20 protein-coding genes and 3 pseudogenes are annotated in these 20,888 nt (G+C 69.6%); 7 read left to right on the top strand and 16 right to left on the bottom strand.

Features of this window, described 5'->3' with window-relative positions; genetic code table 11:
* The coding region (locus tag BFF76_RS20235) for an ArsR/SmtB family transcription factor (protein ID WP_065848760.1) at window positions 1-965 on the bottom strand (965 nt) is incomplete at its 3' end.
* Window positions 966-1,033: 68 nt separating this feature from the next.
* Here BFF76_RS20235 and BFF76_RS20230 point away from each other — a divergent pair.
* The gene (locus tag BFF76_RS20230) at window positions 1,034-2,245 is read left to right on the top strand and encodes an MFS transporter (RefSeq protein ID WP_208604862.1); all 1,212 of its coding nucleotides are present in this window, start codon (window positions 1,034-1,036) and stop codon (window positions 2,243-2,245) included.
* 226 nt (window positions 2,246-2,471) lie between these two features.
* Here BFF76_RS20230 and BFF76_RS34710 read toward each other — a convergent pair.
* The 9 genes and pseudogenes from BFF76_RS34710 to BFF76_RS20190 all read right to left on the bottom strand — a co-directional run.
* Window positions 2,472-2,726: pseudogene (locus BFF76_RS34710) on the bottom strand (hypothetical protein); the annotation flags it as partial.
* A 129-nt stretch (window positions 2,727-2,855) separates the two neighbouring features.
* Window positions 2,856-3,470 (bottom strand): SMI1/KNR4 family protein, encoded by a 615-nt coding sequence (locus BFF76_RS20225; protein ID WP_065848759.1) that lies wholly within the window; start codon window positions 3,468-3,470, stop codon window positions 2,856-2,858.
* Between the two features lie 246 nt (window positions 3,471-3,716).
* Window positions 3,717-4,025, bottom strand: coding sequence for a transcriptional regulator (locus BFF76_RS20220; protein ID WP_065848758.1), 309 nt, complete (start codon window positions 4,023-4,025; stop codon window positions 3,717-3,719).
* Window positions 4,012-4,539: a hypothetical protein gene (locus BFF76_RS20215; RefSeq protein ID WP_065848757.1), complete on the bottom strand. Its 528-nt coding sequence runs from the start codon at window positions 4,537-4,539 to the stop codon at window positions 4,012-4,014. Before BFF76_RS20215 ends, BFF76_RS20220 begins: the two co-directional genes overlap by 14 nt.
* A gap of 106 nt (window positions 4,540-4,645) precedes the next feature.
* On the bottom strand, window positions 4,646-4,840 hold the full coding sequence (locus BFF76_RS20210) for a hypothetical protein (protein WP_065848756.1): 195 nt from the start codon (window positions 4,838-4,840) through the stop codon (window positions 4,646-4,648).
* A 186-nt stretch (window positions 4,841-5,026) separates the two neighbouring features.
* Window positions 5,027-5,632, bottom strand: a complete 606-nt coding sequence (locus BFF76_RS20205) for a response regulator transcription factor (RefSeq protein ID WP_065848755.1) — start codon at window positions 5,630-5,632, stop codon at window positions 5,027-5,029.
* Window positions 5,629-6,846: a sensor histidine kinase gene (locus tag BFF76_RS20200; protein ID WP_065848762.1), complete on the bottom strand. Its 1,218-nt coding sequence runs from the start codon at window positions 6,844-6,846 to the stop codon at window positions 5,629-5,631. The genes BFF76_RS20205 and BFF76_RS20200 overlap by 4 nt, the downstream gene beginning before the upstream one ends.
* A gap of 48 nt (window positions 6,847-6,894) precedes the next feature.
* The gene (locus tag BFF76_RS20195) at window positions 6,895-7,707 is read right to left on the bottom strand and encodes an ABC transporter permease (protein ID WP_065848754.1); all 813 of its coding nucleotides are present in this window, start codon (window positions 7,705-7,707) and stop codon (window positions 6,895-6,897) included.
* Complete coding sequence (locus BFF76_RS20190; protein ID WP_065848753.1) at window positions 7,704-8,630, bottom strand: ABC transporter ATP-binding protein; 927 nt, start codon at window positions 8,628-8,630, stop codon at window positions 7,704-7,706. Before BFF76_RS20190 ends, BFF76_RS20195 begins: the two co-directional genes overlap by 4 nt.
* Before the next feature lie 334 nt (window positions 8,631-8,964).
* Between BFF76_RS20190 and BFF76_RS20185 the strand changes: the two genes are divergently transcribed.
* A complete protein-coding gene (locus BFF76_RS20185; protein ID WP_065848752.1) occupies window positions 8,965-11,175 on the top strand; it encodes a HelD family protein in 2,211 nt (736 codons plus the stop codon).
* A 427-nt stretch (window positions 11,176-11,602) separates the two neighbouring features.
* A complete protein-coding gene (locus BFF76_RS20180) occupies window positions 11,603-12,727 on the top strand; it encodes a hypothetical protein (protein ID WP_065848751.1) in 1,125 nt (374 codons plus the stop codon).
* Window positions 12,728-12,779: 52 nt separating this feature from the next.
* Here BFF76_RS20180 and BFF76_RS20175 read toward each other — a convergent pair whose 3' ends face one another.
* The 3 genes from BFF76_RS20175 to BFF76_RS20165 form a co-directional block, all read right to left on the bottom strand.
* Window positions 12,780-13,334, bottom strand: a complete 555-nt coding sequence (locus BFF76_RS20175) for a M23 family metallopeptidase (RefSeq protein ID WP_053930521.1) — start codon at window positions 13,332-13,334, stop codon at window positions 12,780-12,782.
* 447 nt (window positions 13,335-13,781) lie between these two features.
* Complete coding sequence (locus BFF76_RS20170; RefSeq protein WP_031101022.1) at window positions 13,782-14,624, bottom strand: NAD(P)H-binding protein; 843 nt, start codon at window positions 14,622-14,624, stop codon at window positions 13,782-13,784.
* A complete protein-coding gene (locus tag BFF76_RS20165) occupies window positions 14,624-15,031 on the bottom strand; it encodes a nuclear transport factor 2 family protein (protein ID WP_234316931.1) in 408 nt (135 codons plus the stop codon). The genes BFF76_RS20170 and BFF76_RS20165 overlap by 1 nt, the downstream gene beginning before the upstream one ends.
* A 163-nt stretch (window positions 15,032-15,194) precedes the next feature.
* Here BFF76_RS20165 and BFF76_RS20160 point away from each other — a divergent pair, with 163 nt between their 5' ends.
* Together BFF76_RS20160 and BFF76_RS33940 are read left to right on the top strand one after the other, a co-directional pair.
* Window positions 15,195-16,022 carry a helix-turn-helix transcriptional regulator gene (locus BFF76_RS20160; protein WP_031101018.1) on the top strand — a complete coding sequence of 276 codons (828 nt, stop codon included), beginning with the start codon at window positions 15,195-15,197 and terminating at the stop codon, window positions 16,020-16,022.
* A gap of 75 nt (window positions 16,023-16,097) precedes the next feature.
* Window positions 16,098-16,307: pseudogene (locus BFF76_RS33940) on the top strand (transposase family protein); the annotation flags it as partial.
* A gap of 44 nt (window positions 16,308-16,351) precedes the next feature.
* Here the strand turns inward: BFF76_RS33940 and BFF76_RS34705 are convergent.
* Window positions 16,352-16,423: pseudogene (locus BFF76_RS34705) on the bottom strand (hypothetical protein); the annotation flags it as partial.
* Window positions 16,424-16,573: 150 nt separating this feature from the next.
* Between BFF76_RS34705 and catA the strand changes: the two are divergent.
* Window positions 16,574-17,242 carry a type A chloramphenicol O-acetyltransferase gene (gene catA, locus BFF76_RS20155; protein WP_031101015.1) on the top strand — a complete coding sequence of 223 codons (669 nt, stop codon included), beginning with the start codon at window positions 16,574-16,576 and terminating at the stop codon, window positions 17,240-17,242.
* A gap of 63 nt (window positions 17,243-17,305) precedes the next feature.
* Here catA and BFF76_RS20150 read toward each other — a convergent pair whose 3' ends face one another.
* Both BFF76_RS20150 and BFF76_RS20145 read right to left on the bottom strand, forming a co-directional pair.
* Window positions 17,306-17,791, bottom strand: coding sequence for a DUF1877 family protein (locus BFF76_RS20150; protein WP_031101013.1), 486 nt, complete (start codon window positions 17,789-17,791; stop codon window positions 17,306-17,308).
* A gap of 164 nt (window positions 17,792-17,955) precedes the next feature.
* Window positions 17,956-19,662 carry an IS1182 family transposase gene (locus BFF76_RS20145; protein WP_244167309.1) on the bottom strand — a complete coding sequence of 569 codons (1,707 nt, stop codon included), beginning with the start codon at window positions 19,660-19,662 and terminating at the stop codon, window positions 17,956-17,958.
* A gap of 487 nt (window positions 19,663-20,149) precedes the next feature.
* Here BFF76_RS20145 and BFF76_RS32735 point away from each other — a divergent pair.
* Window positions 20,150-20,888 (top strand): TIGR04222 domain-containing membrane protein (locus BFF76_RS32735; RefSeq protein WP_244167308.1); only part of this gene is annotated, 739 nt, incomplete at its 3' end.

The raw sequence follows: 20,888 nt of genomic DNA, 5'->3' as shown, positions 1-20,888 counted from the left end.
CCCCCCGACGCCTCCATGAGCACCTCCCCCGCCGCCGTCCGGACGTACAGCACCGACCGCCCCGCTCGCCGTCGCTCCACGAGGCCCGCGCCCAGCAGCACCGACAGGTGCCGGCCCACCGATCCCAGTGCCTGGCCGGTCACGGCGACCAGTTGGGTCGTGCTCATGGGGGTGGCGAGGAGCGCCAGCACTCCGGCCCGTGCCGTCCCGATGAGTGCCCCGAGCCCGGCCGGGGCGGGGCGCCTGTGGTGGCCTTCGGCGAGCACACCCAGGCACGGGTAGACGACGGCGTACCGCTCCCGTCCCTCCCATGACACCCAGCTGGTCCGCGGCGTCACCGGCATGAACAGCAGCTCGGCCCCGGGGGCGATCTCGCGTGGCGGATAGGCGAGCGGGTTCACCTGGAACCGGCTCTCCCCCAGCCACCGCGTCCCCGGTTTCAGCGAGTCCAGCACCGCCGCCCAGCCGCCCTGGTTCACCTGTGTGGTCCGCGCGACCATGTCGGCCTCCAGGACGCGCCGCCGGCGCTCCCAGTACGGCCGTACGGTCTCCTCCCAGACGTGGGTGAGGAGCGCGGTCGCCCGCTCGGGCAGGTCGTCCCGCTCCAGAGCGGGTGGGAGCGGGCCCCGCAGGGACACACGGAGGTTGGTCCGGGCCACTTCCGCTCCGGCCGCGCGTACCCGGGCCACGGTCTCCTCGAAGCTCTCCCCGACGCATGAGGTGGGGCAGAAGAAGTCGGCGATCCAGGAGGTGCCGATCGCCGCCTGCACCAGCGGTGCGATCACCGGGTCGGCCGCGAGTCGGGCGCGGTAGCCGGGCAGGTGCGCGCGCAGCCATGCCTCCTCGCCCGGGTGGCCACCGGTCCCGGCGTGCAGCAGCTTCAGGCTGGCGAAGGTCTCGGCGAACGGTGAGAGCACGAACCGGCTGCGCGCGAGGGTGTCGGTGTCGATCTGCCACAAGCCCATGCGTACGACCTTTCGCGTGTCGGCGAAACAATACGCACGGCCCCCGGTCTGATCCCAGACTCCTGCGCATGCGCAGCTATCGCTCCCTGTTCCGCACCCCGGAGTTCACCCCCTTCCTGCTTTCCTTCGCCGCTTTCGCCGCGGCCCAGACGATCGGCGGCCTGGCTCTCGCCACGCTGGTCTACCGGGCCACCGGTTCGCCGTTCCTGTCCGCGGTGAGCATGGTCGGCCCGCAGCTGGCGCAGTTGCTGGGGGGCGCGTTCCTGCTCTCGACCGCCGACCGGCTTCCCCCGCGCGCGATCCTGACCTGTCTCGCTCTCGCCTTCGCGGCCTGCACGGCGGTGCTGGCGCTGCCCGGCCTGCCGGTCTGGGCGGTCTTCGGCGTCATCCTCCTCCAGGGTCTCGTCGCGTCGCTGGGTGGCGGAGTGCGCGGGGGGCTGCTGAACGAGATCCTGACCAAGGACGGCTACGTCCTCGGCCGTTCGATGTACAACATGCTCTGGGGCCTGACGCAGATGGCCGGTTTCGCGACGGGCGGCGTACTGTTGACGCTCCTGACCCCGGGGTCCTGCCTGCTCCTCGCGGCTGCGCTGTACCTGGTCGCGGCCCTCGTCACCCGCGTGGGACTCACGGCGCGCCCGGCACGCTCCTCCGGCCGCCCGTCCGTCTCGGCGACCTGGCGCAGCAACGCCCTCCTGTGGTCCTCACGCCCTCGCCGTCTGGCGTATCTGGGGCTGTGTGTGCCCAACGGCCTGATCGTCGGCAGTGATTCGCTCTACGTCTCCTACGCGCCCGAGGCCGCCGGCATGCTCTACGCGTGCGGGGCGCTGGGCATGTTCGTGGGCGACATGGCGGTGGGCCGGCTGGTGCCTCCCGCGGTTCGCCCCCGCCTCGCCACTCCGCTCCGCCTGCTGCTGGCGGTGCCGTATCTGTTCTTCGTCCTGCAGCCGGGCGTCGCCCTGTCGGCCGTTGCCGTCACCGCCGCGTCCGTCGGTTTCGCCGCGAGCCTGGTGCTGCAGGAACGCCTGCTGTCACTCACCCCGGACGACCTCACGGGCCAGGCCCTCGGCCTCCACGCCACCGGCATGACGGCCATGCAGGGCCTCGGCACCGTCATTGCCGGCACCCTGGCCCAACTGACGTCCCCGGCGACCGCGATGACGCTGATGGCGGGCGCGTCCGTCGCCGTGACGCTGACCCTCGCGACCCTGGACAGGCGCGAGGAGCGGAAGCCGGCTGTCCGCCGACCCAGGACACCTGCTCCGACTACCCCGCACTGACGATCGCCAGAGGCAGGAGTCCGATCACCACACCGGCAGCGGTGACACTCCACGCCCTCAGCACCTCCCGTGAGGGCGGGAGACGATCAGCGTGACGCCGTGTGCGGTCAGCGCGAGGACCTCGAACTCGTGCTGCAACGCGCTCTTGCTCCGTCTTGCTACGTAATGACCGCAGGGTCGTCCTTTCCTGCCGGGGCATCCGCACGACGGGAGACTTGACGGTTCACATGGGCCGATGGCGACAGCGCGTAACCGCTCCTCCTATCGCCAGGACCACGTCCGGCCGGTTGCGGGGCCGCCCTCTCACGAAAGTGCCCCGCGCGAGCTCTGAGTTCGACAAGCCCGGTCGTCGAGCCGGCAGTTCGAGGCAGGAGTAGTGCGTCACGCTCATCCCGAGCGGCCGCAGCACCTCCTCCATGGGTGCGCGGAGGGCGCTCGAACGCCGACCCGGGATGTCAGGACTCAGAACCCGCGACTCAATTCTCTGCGTGCCCTGTTACGACTTCGGGCACGATCGGAGCCGTCGCTGTATCCGTGCCGGTTCAACGGGTCGGGCGCCGCGACGACCCAAGCGGTTGCCCTGCGGCGATGTCTATCGTGCACGAGGCCGTCAGTCCATGCTCTCGTATCCGGAGTGGAACAGCGCGGAGAAGCTGGGGTACTTCGTCGGGTTGCCGTACTTCGGCGCGAACTCGTAGGCGGCCCACTCGCCGTCCGGTCCGACGTCGGTCGGATCGAGCAACCAGAAGTCCTCTCCCCGGGCGATCTCGACGGATCGGCGAAACAGCTGCACGTCGTCCTCGTTGCCGGGTATCGAGTCGTAGATCTCGGTCACGCTTCTGCCGGCATCGCCGTCCCGCATCCACAGGACGCGGCCGCACGGATGGACACCACTCACCCAGGCATCCAGGTACGTCCACCCGTCGCTCGCCAGATAGAACCCCCTCAGGCTCGGCGGGAACCGCACCCCGAGCCGCTCCTCGGACGCCACCAGGGCTTCTTCCCGAGCCGGTGCTTCACCCAGCCACAGCTCAACCCGCCCCTCTCGGTCCAGGACCTCCATCTGATCGTCATCCAGCAGATCGACCAACTCCTGGTCGCTGGCTGTGTTCTCCAAGTACCGCTCGCCGTACCGCTCCAGAAAGCCACGCCACGCCTCCGGCGTGGTCAGAACAGGGGTAACTACATCCTCGTCAGCCTCAGTTGTCTCACTCACACCGACCATGGTGTCAGGCGCCCATGACAACGCCGACGGTTGCCGGCCCTGCGGCAGGCGAGGATCCGCTCACGATTGCTGCACTGGCGCACGGTCGCGTACGGGATCAGGGTGACCACGGCGGTCAGTCGGCTTGAGCGCCCCAAGCCCGAGGGGTGATCCGCCAGGAGGCAGGCACGGTGCGCACGGCCGGCTTGCGTGCCGGCGCAGGCGGTCCCGTCATGGGCTCTGTGGTCCCCCGAGCCCGACTCTCGACTACTGCTCCGTCGCACGGCGGGATGAGTCCACGATCTGCTGCAGGGCCGCGGCGTGTTTCTCCAGTGCGGCGCGCCCGGCCGCACTCAGGGCCACCCAGGTGCGGGGGCGCTTGCCGACGTAGCCCTTCTTGACGTCGACGTAGCCGTGTCTCTCCAGCGTGCTGATCTGCTTCGAGAGGGCGGAGGCCGAGACCTCCGCCGTCTCTCTGACCCAGGACCACTCCGCCCACCTGGTGCCCGCCAACAGCGACACGATGGTCAGCCGTGTGGAGTCGAGCAGGACGGAATCGAATTCAGCGCGCGGCACCCGGCCCCTCCGTCACCGTTCGCCCGCCACGCACTGCGCGGGTCCTCACCGCCCGGTCCCATGCCGGCCCCAGGAAGATCACGACGGCACCCAGCAGGGCCCCGACACCGGAGCGCCAGTACGGCAGGTCGAGCGACACGCGGGCTCCCAGCACCGATACGACCAGGCCGATCGCCACGACCGCGAGCAGCGTGAGCCGCCTCCTGCGCATGAACGCCCCGTCCAGTTCATCCTTGCGCAGGCCCGTGCGGTGGCCGAGCAGAGCCGAGCCCCGCCGCGTGCGCAACAGCACGACGTAGGCCACCGCGAGCACCGCGTAACCGATGGACACCCAGGCCTGCGCGTCATCGCCGACCCAGTCGGGGGCAGCCAGGAGCAGGAAGGCCGCGAGGCCGAGGACGACGTACACCCACCTCGCACCCCCGCTGCCCTCGGCCGCCTGTATCCGGCGCTGCTCGACGTCCCGCAGCGTACGTGCGGCCTCTTCCGGCGTCGGGTTCTGATGTGCAGACATCGGTACCTCCATGAGCTGAGGGGAGAGGAGCAGTGCAACGCCCCTCTGTTTCCTGTAAGGAAACTACTTTCCTCATGTGGGTCAGTCAACCGTCCGGCACGCTCCCTCAGGTGGTGTGGCTCATCCGCCAAGCGCCGTAGACGGTCTCGTCGAGGCCGGCCAGCCCATCGCCATGGCAGTGGGCGGAGCCGAGCGTGTTCTCCGTACTGACGCCGAGGTCCTCGACCCCTGGTTGAACAGTGCGGGTGAACCCCATGACGTCGAAGGCCTCCCGGGAACACTGGAAGGCGCGGTCCAGCACCTCCTCGGGTGCGGCTGGTGCGGTCTCCCCGGTCGTGAGCGGACCGTATGCCCGAGGGGTGACTCGGGCGATCCGCGCGGATATCTCACAAGGAGTGGTTGCGCGTGCGCAGTTGGGGCAGGCAGCGCAAAGTCGTCCGTGCCTCGGAGGGACTTGGCTCCCCTGCCGCCCCCGGGGCGCCCACCCCTAGAGCCAGCCGTGCTCCCGGGCCATGCGGGCCGCGACGTGGCGGTTCTCCGCGCCGAGTTTCATCGCGGCGGACGAGAGGTAGTTGCGGACCGTTCCGCTGGACAGCAGGGCGCGGGCCGCGATGTCCGCGATCGGGGCCCCGTCCTCGGCGTACGACAGGAGTTCCGCTTCGCGGGGCGTCAGGGGTGAGTCGCCCGCTGCGATGGCGTCGGCCGCGAGTTCCTGGTCGACGTAGCGGCCGCCCGTGTGGACCGTGCGGATGATCTGCGCCAGCTGGTGCGCGGACACCGTCTTGGGCACGAAGCCGCGCACCCCGACGCTCAGCGCGCGCTTCAGGGCCCCCGCCCTGGCGTGGCTGGTGACGATCATGGAGGCGCACCCGGGCACGGTCTCCCGCAACTGCCGTGCCACGGCCACGCCGTCGAGGCCGGGCATCTGGAGGTCGAGTACGGCGACGTCGGGGCGGTGCGCCCGGGCCATGGCCACGGCTTCGTCGCCGGTTCCCGCCTGGGCAACGACAGTGATGTCGTCCTCCAGGGTGAGGAGGGAGGCGAGAGCCCCCCGGATGAGGTGCTCGTCGTCCGCCAGCAGAACCGTGATCATGTGCATTCCTCCCAGGGGACGCGTGCGGTCAGGCGGAAGCGTCCGCCGGGGATCTGTTCGGTGGTCAGTGTGCCGTTCAGCCCGGTCAGACGTTCACGCAGGCCTGCCAGGCCCGTGCCCCCACCGGGTGGGGTGTCGGACGCGCCGTCGTTCTCCATCACCAGCAGTGCCGCCGTGGGACCCGCGGTGCGCAGTGACAGGGTGCAGCTCGATGCGCCCTGTGCGTGGCGGAGCACGTTCGTCGTGCCTTCGCGCACCACCCAGCCGAGAGCCGACTGCACGTCGGAGGGCAGGCGGGCCGCGGGGCCGTATTCGATGCGGCAGTCGATGCCCGCGGCCTCCAGGACGGAGCGTGCTCCGGCGAGTTCGGTGTGCAGGTCGGCGGTGCGGTATCCGCGGACCACCGACCGGATCTCCCGCTGCGACTCCTGCGCGATGCGCTGGACCTCCTCCATGTGCTCGACCGCCTCGGGACGTCCGCGCCGCGCCAGTTGTGCCGCGAGTTCGCTCTTGAGCGCCACCACCGCGAGGTTGCGGCCCAGTACGTCGTGCAGGTCGCGGCCGAAGCGCAGGCGTTCCTCGGCGACGGCGAGGCGTGCCTCCGTCTGACGGGCGGAGGCCAGTTGCTCGATCAGCCGGACGCTCCAGCCGGAGGCCCGGGACGCGACGCCCATGAACGGCACCATGAACAGGCTGGCGCTGACAGCGAGGACCAGGGACGGGCCCGGCAGCCCCGCCACGCCTACCCCCACCAGGGACGCGACCGCGACGACTGCCACCAGGGCCGCTCCCCGGCGGACCGAAAGGGCGAGGGCCGGCGGCCCGGCCCAGAACATCAGCAGCCACACCGTGTAGGACGTCAGATCGCCGTCGTCGATGCGGCCGGACGACAGCAGCACGCATCCCAGAGCGGCCATGACCACGGTCAGGGCCGTGTACACCCCCACGAGCCGGACCGGACGCGGGCCGACGGTGAGGTAGTGGCGCAGGGCGGAGCGCCACAGCATGAACTGGATGGCGGCGTGCACCGCGCCCAGCGCGGCCACGATGGCGAGCACGGCGCCTGCGCCGTCCGACTGGATCACCCAGATCGTCCAGAGGCCCACCTCGCTGACGGCGAGGAAGCCGACGCTGCCCACCGCGTACCGGCGGTACCGCTCGGGGCCGTCCTGGCCTGCGAGCCGTTCCACCCAGTCCTCCACGCTCACGCTCATGGTCACCGACTTCCCCGTCCTGCCGCCGCCGCACCCTGCTGCGCGGGATCAACCACGCGGGCCCCAGCGGAACCACTGCCGCACACCGAGGGCGGCCACTCCCGTCCAGGCCAGGGCGAGGAGCAGCGCGCGGCCCTGGTCCACAGCGCCGAGCTCGCCCGTCCAGCCGCCCCGCAGGAGGTCCATCACCGGTGAGAAGGGCAGCCAGGCACTGATGTCGGCCACCATGCCGGGCAGCACCTCGCGCGGTACGAACATTCCGGAGCCGGCCATGCTCAGCAGCCAGAACGGCAGGAACGTCAGCTGCGCGCTCTCCGCCGTCCGGGTGACCGCGGCGGTCAGCGCCCCGGCGGCCACGAGCATCGCGCCACCGGTCAGCAGGCCCAGGACCACGAGGTGCGGGGCCGCCGGGGCGGGAGCGTCCAGGACCACCGTCAGCCCGATGACCAGCAGTGCGCACTGCACGTACGCCAGCAGCAGGGCGGGGAGTGCTCCGCCGGTGAAGATCTCCCAGTCGCGCACCTCCCCCGTACGCAGGCGCTTGAGCACGAGGCTCTCGCGCCGGGTGACGTACACCCCGACCAGGTTCGTGTAGACGGAGAAGATCAGTGCCAGGCCCAGGGAGCCGGGCAGCAGGACCGTGGCGATCGACAGGCCGGTGCCGTCCAGGTCCAGGCCGTTGACGACTCCTCGCATCGAGAAGGTCGTGATGGCCGGCACGAGGAGCGCGGTGAACAGTGCGGCCCTGCTGCGCAGCAGCAGGGCCAGCTCCGCGCGGCCGAGGGCGATCATGCGGGACGCGGAGCCGCGTCGCACCGGCGTGGCGGTGGTCACCGGTCGGGCGGGGGCGGTCGTCGTCATCGTGTCTCCTCGTTGTCCAGGCCCTTGGCGATCTCCATGAAGGCCTCCTCCAGTGATGCGGACCGGGCGTCGAGGGCGTGCAGCGCGACGCCGGTCCGCTGGGCCCAGGTGAGCAGTTCGGTGGCGGTGCGCTGGAGGTCGTTGGTCTCCAGCCGGACCGTCCCGCTCTCGCTCGTGTGCCGGACAACGCCCATCGACGCGAGCGGCGGCAGTTCACCGACGAATCGGTCCTGGGGCAGCTGGAAGCTGATCCGGGAAGGCCGCTCGGCGACCACGTCGGCCACCCGCCCGGTGGTGGCGATCAGCCCCTTGTGCATGATCGCCAGCCGGTCGGCGAGCTGTTCGGCCTCCTCCAGGTAGTGCGTGGTGAGCAGCACGGTCGTGCCCTGCTGCTTCAGCTCCCGGATCAGTTCCCAGGTGTCCTGGCGGGACTGCGCGTCCAGGCCGGTCGTCGGTTCGTCGAGGAACAGCACCTCCGGCCGCCCGAGCAGGGCCAGTGAGAGGTCGAGGCGCCGGCGTTCGCCGCCTGAGAGCTGCTTGACCCTGACCGCGCGCCGGTCCGACAGGTTGGTGAGTGCGAGGGCCTCGTCCACGGGGCGCGCCCCGGTCGTGCAGCCCGCCCACATGCGTACGGTCTCGAGCACCGTCAACTCCGGCGGGAAGCCGCCCTCCTGGAGCATCACCCCCATACGGTGGCGTACCGAGGCCCGGTCGCGGAACGGGTCGTGGCCCAGCACCCGGACGGTCCCGCCGGTCGGAGTGGCCTGGCCTTCCAGGAGTTCCAGGGTGGAGGTCTTGCCGGCGCCGTTGGTGCCCAGCAGGGCGAAGAGTTCCCCTCGGGCGACGGTGAAGTCGATGCCGCGTACGGCGTCGAAGCCCCAGTAGCTCCGTTTCAGTCCGACGGTTTCGATGACTGTGTTCATGCACTCCACACTCCCGGCGATACGGCGCTGTAGGCAGTGCGGTGTGTCATCGGGTCCGTATGACGCCTGTCATGCGGCCTCATGACAGGCGTCACGCGGCAAGGCCACCAACGGGACCGCGACCGGCACGAGACGCTGGACACGGGACTGTGAACGCGGACTCCGCCCACGGGCCTGTGAACGCAGGAAATCCCCGGTCCGAAATTGCGGACCGGGGATTTCCTCACGTATATTGAGTGTTTCTGTGTGCCCACAGAAAAGGCCCCGCAGAGGGGGCCACTAGAAACACCATATCCGGCAGGGAGCGATTTTGTCAACTCGCGAAAACGTCGAATTGCAGAAGGAGCAGGAATTCATCGACCGGCTCTACGACCGTGTCGACGAGCTGCGCGGGGTCACCGCACAGCACATCGAGGACGCGTTGACGCCGGTGGGGAACGGCCTGCAGGCCCGTCACGAGCGTGATGTGCTCGTCGCCGAGCGTTCCGGTCTGCTGGCGTCCCTGAATGCGGTGGACGGCTCGCTGTGCTTCGGCCGTATCGATCTCCAGGACGGCGCCGCGCACCATATCGGCCGTATCGGAATTCGTGAGGACGACACCGGACACACGCCCCTTCTGATCGACTGGCGGGCACCGGTCGCCCGGCCGTTCTACCTCGCCACCGGGCATACGCCGATGGGGCTGCGCCGGCGCAGACACCTCACCACCGAGGGCCGCACGGTGACCGAGCTGCACGACGAGATCCTCGACCTGGGGGACCACGAGCGCAGCGGCTTCGAGGACCCGAGCGGTGACGCCGTGCTGCTCGCCGCCCTGAGTTCCGCCCGCACCGGCCGCATGGGCGACATCGTGCGGACCATCCAGGCGGAGCAGGACCGCATCATCCGCGCGCCGCACCGTGGCGTGCTCGTCGTCGAGGGCGGCCCCGGCACGGGCAAGACCGCCGTGGCGCTGCACCGGGCGGCCTTCCTGCTGTACGAGCACCGTGAGCTCCTGGCCAAGCGCGCGGTCCTGGTCGTCGGCCCCAATCCCGCCTTCCTCCGCTACATCGGCGAGGTGCTGCCCGCCCTCGGCGAGACCGGCGTCATGCTCGCCACACAGGCCGAGCTCTTCCCGGGCGTCCACGCGCGCGGCACCGACACCCCGCGCGCGGCGGCCGTCAAGGGCGGAGCGGAGATGGCCGAGGCGCTCGCCCTCGCCGTACGTGACCGGCAGCAGTTGCCCGAGCCCGGCGCGCCGGTGATCGTCCCGCACGACGACGGTGACCTCGTTCTGGACTGGGAGATCGCCTACGAGGCGCGGCAGGCGGCCCGCGAGACCCGTCTGCCGCACAACCTCGCCCGCCCGTACTTCACCTTCAACGTCATCGACGCCCTCACCCGGCAGCTCACCGAGCGCATCGGCGCCGACCCGTACGGCGGCCCGAACTTCCTGGGTCCCGACGACGTCGCCCAGCTCGGCAAGGGCGTCGCGGCGAGCGAGGAGGTGCACGCCGCCGTCGGTGATCTGTGGCCGGTGCTCACTCCGGAGGAGTTCCTCACCGACTATCTGACCGAGCCGGTGTACCTGCCGGAGGAGGACGCGCAGGCCATCCGGCGGGCTCCCGGCGACGGGGAGTGGACCCCGGCCGATGTGCCGCTCCTCGACGAGGCGGCCGAGCTGCTGGGATCCGACGACAGCGCCGAGCGGGCCGCCGCCGAGGCCGAGCGTCAGGAGCGGGTCGCCTACGCGCAGGGCGTGCTGGAGCTGTCCCGGGGTTCGGAGTCGTACGAGTTCGAGGACGAGGAGTCCGAGTTCCTGGCCGCCCACGACATCATCGACGCCGAGCGGATGGCGGAGCGGCAGGAGGAGGCCGATCACCGTAGCGCGGCCGAGCGTGCGGCAGCCGACCGGACGTGGGCGTTCGGGCACATCATCGTCGACGAGGCGCAGGAGCTGTCCCCGATGGCCTGGCGGCTGCTGATGCGCCGGTCGCCGACCCGCTCGCTGACCCTGGTCGGCGACCCTGCGCAGACGTCGGAGGAGGCGGGTGTCGGCTCGTGGGAGAAGATCCTGGAGCCGTACGTCGGCGACCGCTTCGAGCATGTGCGGCTGGGCGTCAACTACCGCACGCCCGCCGAGATCATGGACCTGGCGGCGAAGGTCGTACGGGCCCAGGACCCGTCGTTCGAGCCGCCCTGGTCGGTCCGGTCCACCGGCGAGACGCCGTGGACGCGGGATGCCGGCGCGGATCTGGCGGGCGCGGTGGCGCGGGCCGTCGTGGAGCTGACGCCCGAGGAGGGGCGCCTCGCGGTGATCGCGCCGCGCGAGCTGCACGAGGAGATCGCGGCGCAGCTCGACGGGGTCACGGCGGGCACCGAACCCGACCTCACCCGCCCCGTGGTGCTGCTCGGCCCGCGTGAGGCGAAGGGGCTGGAGTTCGACCACGTCCTGGTCGTGGAACCAGGGCGCTTCGGAGCGAGTGACCTGTATGTGGCGCTGACCCGTGCCACACAGCGCCTGGGCATCGTGCACCGGGAGGAGCTGCCCGAGTCGCTGCGCTGAGGGTGTGGAAGCTGCCCTGAGGGGGTGTCAGGCCGCCCCGGAGGGTGCGTCGGGGAGCCCCGGACGTGCGTCACGGGCGCGCCCCGACGCTCGAAGCTCGGGACCCGGGATTCGAGCGTCGGGACGGGCCTGTTCACTCTTTCGGGGCCCGGAATCAGGGCCTCCGCCCGACGCTTGAGCTTCGGGATCCGAGCGTCGGGATCCGAGGGCCGGGATTCGAGCGATGTCTTCACCCGGTAGGAAAAGAAGGGGTTTGGGAAAACCTCCCTGACCTCCCTGACCCGTCACGGCCAGCAAGTATGACTAATCGTGACCGACTTGCGGCGGAGCGTGGCGACTGCTTACGGTGCGAGAACCGAACGACCCCGACACGGTGTTAGTCGCACCAGGCCGGGGTCTGACCGCAAGATCGAGAAAGAGCGATCCCGTGGCTACCGAGCACCTTAACTTCGCCCTGCGCGCCCCCGCATCCTCGCGCCCGTACCCGATGGCCAGGCCCGGTTACGGCAAGCGCTCCATGCCTGAACAACTCCCGCGCAGCGCTGACGACTTCTCACTGCTCCCCGCCCGCGAGCGGTACATCGCCGGGTTCATCGACCAGCTGCCCGACGGGGCCTCGATGGACGTGAAGAGCCTCGCCAAGCAGCTTCCGCTGTACGGCCAGCAGGCCGTCGGCTCGGCCCTGAAGGCGCTGGCCACCGCCGGATATCTGCGCCGCGTACGGTGCCTCGTCGGCGAGCCGGGGCAGGTCCGCTGGGTCTCGCGGACGTTCTGGTCGCGTACGGCCCGCGACAACGAGTGGTGGGCCGCCACCGAGGTCGCCCCGGCTGCCGCCGAGGGCACGCCGGCTGCCGCCACCGAGGTCACCGCGGCTGCCGCCCCCGTGCAGCCCCCCGGCCGCACGGAGGCCGCTGCGCCGCTGGTGCCTCCGGGTCCCGCCGCGCCGACCCCCGCAGCACGTCCGGCGCCCCCGGCCACGACCACACCCGCCGCGCCCGCCGTGCCCGTGGCGCCTGTCATGCCCGTCGTGCCCGTCGTGCCCGTCGTGCCCCAGCAGCGGAATCCGACGCCCGACGCGCCCTCGCCCGCCTACCTCGCGCTGGCGCAGCTCGGCCGCGTCGACTCCCGCCTGACCCTGTCCGCCGCCGACTGCGCGGTCCTGGAGGCCCTGGCAGCCGAATGGTTCGCGCGCGGCGTGAACACGGATTACCTCACCCAGGCACTCACCGCCGGACTGCCCGCCCGCGTCGATTCCCCGGTCGGCTTCGTACGCCGCCGACTCACCGACAAGATCCCGCCGCACGTACCCACCGCCCCGACGCCGCCCGCACCGGGTGCGCCGGGAGCGTCAGGAGCGCCGGTGCACCGCGTGATGCTGGAGTGCACCAAGTGCGGCACCCCGGGGCGCCCGGAAGCGCTCCCCGACGGCCTCTGCCGACCGTGCCGCCGGCCTGCGGAGGGTGCCGCACCCGGTACGCCCCTCGGCCTGCCCAGCGAGCGGGAGGTCCGTACGCTCGCCGCCGGCCTCAGGGACCTGCTCAAGTCCCCCTGACCGGAGCCCTGTCCAGAGGGCCCCGATCAGGGTCAGTCACCTCCCCGCCGGATCAGGCGTAGGAGTTCACGCTGACGGGGCGTGTCCCGGTGTACGGCGTCCACCCCTGGAGCGTGGCGGGCAGGCCCACACGGCTGTTGCAGTCGATCACCTGGAAGTGCAGGTGCGGTGCGGTGGAGTTGCCGGTGCTGCCCGAGTAGCCGACGATCCGGCCCTGCGGGACCCAGTCGCCCGGCTCGTAGAACGACTGGTTCAGGTGTGCGTAGTGGGTGCACTGCCCGTTCGAGTGTCTGATGATCACCTCGATGCCGTTCTGCCAGTACGGTGACCAGTTCGAGATGACGATGGTGCCCCCCTGCGCGGCGGACACCTCGTAGTTGGCCGGGAGCCCGAAGTCCCAGGCGTACTCGTTGTAGGGCCCGGTGTGCGAGTAGGTCCCCTCCGGCCCCTGGGTGACCGTGTAGGCCTCCCCCGCCGGGTACGGCAGCTCGTAGTAGTAGTCCACGGCAGCCGCCGGGGACGCCCCCGTCATCGTGATGCCGACCGCGGTCAGCAACGCACTCGCACTTACCGCCACGCGGCGCAGAACCCTCTTCTTCCCGCCCATACGTGTCTCCGTTCGTGTGTCACGAGCACCGGACTCCGCATCCCGTCGGGGGCGGAGGAGTGCAAGGATCCGGCCCCAACTGCGCCTCCCACAAGGGCCGCAGGGCCCTGCCCCGGGCCCACCACCGGCTCACCCCCTACCTCGGATTGGGCCCCCTACGGGGCCGGAGGGCCCTTGACCGGACCGCGGCGGGACTTTCTCGGGCCACGTCCGGAACCGGCTGCACCCGCCCGTGTGAGGCCGATCCGGCTTCCGGGCCTCTGCCTCCAATCAGGCTGTCCCAGAGGGCAGTTCGGGACTGAATGCCGCGGCTGGCATCATGGGGCGCCGGTAAGAATGCTGTCACCAGCCGCAAAACTCCGATCCGATGGAGCGTCAAATCATGTGACGCCGAACTGCACTCTCTGCGCGGTTCCTACTCGACCGCACATCGCAAGTGTTCAGGCACTACTGCGTCCACTCGTACGCGTGTTCAGAGACGAATTCGGCAAAGGCGCGCGGCGGACGGCCGGTCAGTTCGAGCACCGCAGTGCTGACCTGGTCTTCGCGTCCCTCCTTGATTCCGCGCTCGACGGCGGCGAGAGCGTCGGCGAACTCCGTCGGCATCCCGGAGGCACGGTAGGCGGCAGCCTGTTCCTCCTCCGTAATACGCTGCAACCGAATCTGTCTGCCGGTCTGCGCGGTGATGATCTGCGCGGCCTGTGGATAGCTCATCCCGTGCGGCCCGGTAATCAGGTAGTCGCTTCGAGCGTCCACCCCCAGGTCAGCCAACAGCGCGGCAGCACTGGCCGCGATGTCCCGCGCATCAACCCACCCCAGCTCGCCGTCACCAGCTGCGGTGCGGATCTCACCGAGTCGATGGATGTGCTCGGCCAGTGGGTGCGGGCGCAGGAAGTTCTGCATGAAGCCAGACGCGCGGAGTACGACACCTCCGGGCTGAGCCTGAACCTGAGCGGCCATCTCCACAGCGCTGGGCGAGTTCGGCAGCACAATGGCGGAGCCGAGCATCGCGAGACGCCGGATACCGGCCCGCTGCGCTTCGCGCAGGAAGGGCTCGACCAACGGCAGCGGGTCCACACTCTCCACCGGCGGAAGCAGGAAGACCCGGTCCATCCCGTCGAGCGCAGGTCCATATGTGGTCGGGTCGTTCCAGTCGAAGCGGATCGCCTCAGGATCGGCTGCGGCCGGGTTCCGGCTGGCGGCCCGAGCCCGCACATCAGCGTTGCGGAGCAGTTGCACCAGCGTCTTGCCGGTCTTGCCGGTCCCTCCGGTCACGAGCACTCCGGACATCAGGCGTCCTCCCTTTCAAGCGAGTCGATCAGCCCGGCGAGACCCCCGGCAGCGGCGGCGGCCGACAGCGGGCTCCAGTAATCCCGAAAGAGAGCGATCAGCCCGTCGCGGACCGTGAGAACCACGATGTAGTCCAGGCGGTAGGGCTGGGAGGTGGCCACGGTGCGGCCGGTGGCCGTCCACTCCACCACGACGGTGTGCGTTTGATCCGTGGGCCTCACGGTAAGCGCGGCCACCTCCCTCATGTCCATCAGCTCCGGATAGTGAGCGAGGTAGGCGCGTACCTCCTCACGTCCGCGGAGAACGCGAGGGGAACTCCCGGCTGCGAAAGGGAATTCTGCAATTCCGTCAGGCGCCCACAGATCTGCCACGGCATGCATGTCTTTGGCCAGCATCAGGTCGATCATGCGGCGAAAAGTCTCCTCAGGCGTGCTGGACACCATTTCTCCTCGTAGTCAACAAACCGACAAGACCACCATGCACCGGGGATTTGTGGGCGCGGAACGGACAGCTAAGCCCCGGACCAACAGTGCGAGGCTTGGGCTGTCCCTCCTGTGACAGCATGGAGGAGTGAGCAGCCAGGAACTCGCAGGCTTTCTCCGCCGCCGCCGCGAGGACCTGCGCCCAGAAGATGTGCCGGCCGAAGCGACGCTTCCACCAAGCCGGCGCGCCCGTCGCACACCCGGACTGCGCCGCGAAGAGGTAGCCGCCCTGGCACAGGTGTCGGTGAGCTACTACGAACGACTGGAACAGGCACGGGCACCCAGGCCCTCACCGCAGGTGCTGTCTGCGCTGGCAACGGCTCTCCAGCTCACTGAAGCAGAGCGTGACCATCTGGCCCGCCTGGCCGGACAAGTGCTGCCGGCACAGAACGACGGCACGCCAGAGCACGTACCCGAGGATGCCCAACAGCTACTCGGCAGACTTGACGGCATCCCTGCCTACATCGTCAACCACCGGCAGGACGTCGTCGCCTGGAACGCAGCAGCCGCAGCTCTGATTACAGACTTCTCTCGTCTCACACCTGACGAGCGCAACCTCACGCGCATCTCGACGAGATTCCGTGACACCCTCTGCACCGGCGCGCCCGGTTCGGAGTCCGATTTCTCTCAGCAGGCAGCCGCCCAACTGCGCGCAGCCAGCGTTCGGTACCCCACAGATAAAGTGCTCGCAGAGCTGATCAACGAGTTCGCAACCCGCGATCCAGTTTTTGCGAGCAGCTGGAGTAACCACGCTGTGCGCCCCATGCCCAGCATGCGGAAGAGCCTGCATCACCCCACACTGGGCGAGCTGGAAATCGATCGGCACACCCTCAGCCTGCCCGGCTCAGGTTTCTCCTTGGTGATGTACACGGCAGAAGCCGGCAGCCCCAGCGCCGCTGCACTGAAGAGCCTCTGACCACCGCCGCTACGGAAGCCACCGCGTCCGCCGAGGTTTGGTCGCGCGGGTGGTACGTAGCCTCGGGACGGAGAAATGCGCCATCATCTGGTGTGCTTGAGCGAGGAGTTGGCCGTGCCGTGGCAGGCCGGTGCCGAAGGCCGCCGCCATGCTGCACGAGGCGGGGTCAGGAAGCGGGCCGCGGGTGCCGGCGCCCGTCGCCAGCTGGTGTTCGTCGACCGGCTGGTGGCCACGCTGATCCATCTGCGCCATGATCTGCCGCACTCGGTCCTGGGCCTGTGCAGCAGGTCGAAGTTCAGCAGCCTGGTGACGCCGAACCCGATTTCCGGCTGTCCGTGGGAGTCCGTGTAGTTGGCCTCGACATCCATCGTGGTGCCGTGCCGCATGGCGCCCTCGATCATCGTGGCGACCTCGGAGGCGGTGCAGTTGATCAGCGGGGAGTGGATGGCCAGGGAACGGCCCAGGACTCACCCACACAGGTGACGCCCTCGCAAGATCACCGCCGTTCGCGGCTGGTGACACGGTTCTTACCGGCACCCCATCATGAGCGGATGGACGTACCCACCCCGATCGACCTGACCACATGGCCGCGCCGACAGCACTTCGAGCACTACCGCCGGCTCGTTCCGTGCACGTACTCGATGACGGTGGAGGTCGACGTCACCGCGTTCACCGCGGCGCTTAGTGCATCGCCGCGCAAGTCCTATATCGCGCAGGTCTGGGCACTCTCCACGGTCGTCAACCGACACGACGAGTTCAGGATGTGCCTCACCGCGTCCGGTGAGCCGGCCGTCTGGCCCGTCGTGCACCCCGCCTTCACGGTCTTCAACCCGGAACGCGAGACGTTCGCGTGCGTATGGACACCCCACGACCCCGACTTCGGCGCATTCCACGACGCCGCCGCCCCCCTGCTCGCGGAGCACAGCCGCGCCACCGACTTCTTCCCGCAGGGGACGCCGCCGGCCAACATGTTCGACGTGTCGAGCCTGCCGTGGGCGTCCTTCACCGGGTTCAACCTCAACATCGGCAACGGCTGGGACCACCTCGCGCCCATCTTCACCCTCGGCCGGTACACCGAGCGGGACGGCCGGATCCTGCTCCCGCTAGCGGTACAGGTGAACCACGCCGTCGCAGACGGGTTCCACTCGGCACGGCTGGTCAACGAGCTACAGGCCCTCCTCGCAGACACGACCTGGCTGGAGGAGAGCCCGAAACCCTGAATCCGGACGCTAGCGGCACGACAAACCCGCCGTCCGCCAGGAGGCGACCGTGCTGGTCACATCTCAAGCCCATACCGCTTTGACCACGGCCTGGCCTGCCGAAGCCGCCTGCCCGTAGAACTCCTGGAGGTCCCGGTGATGTTCGAGGTGCTCCTGCCTGGTGCAGCCGAGGGCGCTGAACCTGGCGGCGACAGCGTTCCACAGCTCGTCGAAAGAGACAGTCGTAAGGAAACGCGCGGCCTGTGACACGCCAGGCGGCTCCAGAAGCATCAACGGGGGACTGGAGGGGTCGGCGTCAGTGCTGTGGGGCACGGGGCGGCCGCCGTAGATCGGTAGTGTCCAGGGCTCGTCGGCGTCTGTGTAGAGGGCATCGGCTACGGCGTAGAGGTCGTTGACGGCATCCCAACCCTTGTTGATCGAGTGGGCGATGCCCGCTGCGTACTCGTCGACGTCGTTTTCCCAAGCCTCGGACATGAACGCAGCGAGCCAGGTGTGGTCGTCCCGGATCTCGGACTCGGCCACGGCACGAAAGTGCAGGTAGATGCTCACTACGACGAATCCCTCAGCTCAACGACCCACCGGTCAGGCCGAACGGCCAGAACCTACTTGAGGGCACTGACAGCCACGTGCCGCCGACCATCGACTCGCGTCATCCGGCAGGATTTTCGATACACGGCCTAGCTTGACTCTGTCGGGGATCTTGAAGGTGCCGGTCAGGTTCCCAGGGTTCGCCAGGACTTCGGTCGGGGTATCTCGCGCTGGTCGAGGTAGTGCTGGAAGGCAGTCGGTCGGCGGGACGTCGGTGTTTCTTCGGCCGGTGGCAGTCCGCTGAGGCGCTCGATGTTGACGGCGATGGCCGTCAGAACGTGCTGGATGTGGGCCTTTTCCTGTCCTCGGTAGCGGCAGCGCCGTATTCCGTGTCCGTGGGCGAACTCGTTGACCGTGCCCTCCACTCCCGAGCGGACCGCATAGCGGGTCTTCCACTCGGGCGTCTGTTGCCCCGCGCGGACGCGAAGTTGCAGGTCATGGAGTTCTTTCGGGGGAAAGCCCACAGTTCGGGCACTGTCCGCGGTGGAGGTGCACTGAGTGCGGGCTGGGCAGGGCCGGCACTGACTCTTGGTGAACCGGGCCACGATCAGCGGAGCCGCGGTGGGTGACGAGGTCGGGTAAGGGCCGTGCCAGCCCACACTGACCTGGCCCTGGGGACACATGACCTGTTGACGGTCGTAGTCGATGTGGAAGTCGTCCCGGGCGAAGCCCTCATTCTGCCGGTGTTGGCGGGTGGGGTTGCTCCGCAGCGGTCCGGAGACGGTGACCTGGTGTTCACGGGTGGCTTGTGCCAGGTGGGGCAGGGACGTGTAGCCGGCGTCGACCAGGTGCTCGGCGGGCAGCAGCCCACGACGCGCCAGACGAGTGTGGATGCCGGGCAGGACCTGACTGTCGTGGGTGGTGGCCGCGGTGGTGGCCACATCCGTGATCACATTCGGGCCGCCGGGAGCGCACGTCTCCGTCAGATGAGCGGCAAACCCCTTCCAGCTGATGATGTGCCCGTGCCTCGCATAGCGGGCCGAGGTGTCGTACGGCGAGACGACTGCCCGGGACGAGGGCGGCAGCCCGGGTCCGCCTTCCTTCTCGGCGGTGCGCCAGCGCAGTCGGCCTGCCTGGTCACGGTGGTAGTTCTGCACCATGATCTGGCGCAGGGCCTGGACGCGAGGGCCGGACGTGCGGCCTGTTTCGCGCCGGTAGAGGTGTTCCAGGAGCCGGACAGCATCGTTCCCGGCGGTCAGGATCCTGGTCGTGGGCTTGGTGGGGTTCCTGCCCAGACGGACCGGCCGACCGTAGCGGAGGCCCCACTCCTCATCGACCAGCTCGTCCAGCAAGTGAGGGGACACACCGGCGACTTCTTCGAGCGCGGCGCGGACCGCCTCGGTGACCAGCTCCAAACGGGTCAGGTCACGCACCGCTGCCAGGACATGGGTGGAGTCGGTGCGCTGCGTGGTGCGCTCGCGCACCAGGCCGGCCTCCTTGAGACGGGCCAGCACGAGGTCGAGGAGGCGGTCAGCGCGGTCGCCTTCGGCGAGACGGTCGCGGAAGTCGGCCAGCACGCTGTGATGGAACCCGGGATCCTCCAGTTCCATCGCCATGGCGTACTTGAAGTCGATGCGACAGCGGACTGCCTCGGCGGCCTGCCGGTCCGATAGGCCGAGCAGGAACTGCAGCACACAGACGGTGGCCAGTTGAGCGGGCGAGAGCCCCGGCCGCCCATCCCGTGGGTACCAGTCGGCGAAGTCCTCGTCGCTCCACAGCCCATCGAGGCGGTCGCGTACCCATATCGCGGTCGTACCGCCCGGATTGCTCGCCCGCGCGATCCGCGCGGTCAGAGAAGGGACTTGCTCACCGGAACGGGGGCGAAGGGACAACGGGCACCTCGACAGCTGCATCGGTCGGCGGAACTACCCGAGCATGCCCGTTGATCATGCTGCTGCACCGAGGAATTCCAAGATCCCCGACAGAGTCAAGCTAGGGGAGCATGACGCGACCTCGCATGCGGACCGCCTTACCGTAGACGCCGACCGACGGGCCGTGCGAGGCGCGGGTGCCCGTCCTGCACCGACTCGGCAGTCGAGCCCTGCTTTTGAGGGCGTCATCCGCCGGATGATCGTGATGGCTGGGACGCCCTTCCGGAGCATGGAGCCTTTCCCGCCTGAGGTTGGAAAGGGATCCACGTACGCGAGGGGAGCCGGCCTGGCCGACGAAATTTCCGGAAGGCTTCGCACCAGGCTGCTGTCCGGGAACCGAACGAGCCGTCCCGGCCTCTCAGCACATGTGACTTCTTGGCTTGCCTTCGGTGGGTACTGCGTCGGGGTGGTGTGGGCGGGGTGGTCGGCGTGGCGTGTCCGGGCCGCTGTGGCGAACCCTCCCGTTCCCGAGCGTGAGCTCGACGTCTACGAGCTGGGCTATCTGCGAGGGCGTGAGGCCGGAGCGGTGGCGGCCAGCGTGGGCCTGCTGCTCATGCGCGAGGCACTCCTGGCCCGTGAGGGCGGCATCGCCGTCAACCGCATCACCGCCAGAGGCGGTGGCATCGTTGCTCCCGAGCCGCTCCCCGACGCGCTGCTGAGGCCGCTGGACCGTTCGGTGATGGCCGCGGCACGGGCGCACCAGCAGGCCCCTCGCGGGCGGTGGGACGTCCAGCCCGGGCAGTCGATCCACTCGCTGGCCGAGACGCGTCCTGTCCGGGCGGAGCTGGCACAGATCCGCGACGCACTGGGCCGGGACGGCTTGCTCGACGGCCCCGCAGCGCGAGCGCGGTTCCGGAGGGGCCTGCTCCCGCTCAAGATTCTGATCGGGGTAGGGGCCGTCGCGGCGTTCACGATCGGGCTGGACAATCCGATCCCGCTGGTCCTCGCCACGACGGTCGCTGCGGTGACCGCCGTGGCGTTCACTCCGCCGTCGGTCAAGACCTCGGGGCGACTGGTCAGGCAGGCAGCTGAGCTGCATCCGGCCTACCGGCCACGGATGAATCCGTCGGGGGACGCCAACGATGCCGACGCGTTCGCGCGGGGCATCGCCCTGCACGGAGTATCCGTGCTCCACAGCCGCTATCCGCAGCTTGCCCCGCCCTCACCGACCCGGCAGGTGCGTCGCC

The sequence above is a fragment of the Streptomyces mutomycini genome, from assembly GCF_001700505.1.
GTDB classification, from domain to species: domain Bacteria; phylum Actinomycetota; class Actinomycetes; order Streptomycetales; family Streptomycetaceae; genus Streptomyces; species Streptomyces mutomycini.
This window is presented reverse-complemented; position numbering and strand designations above follow the sequence as displayed.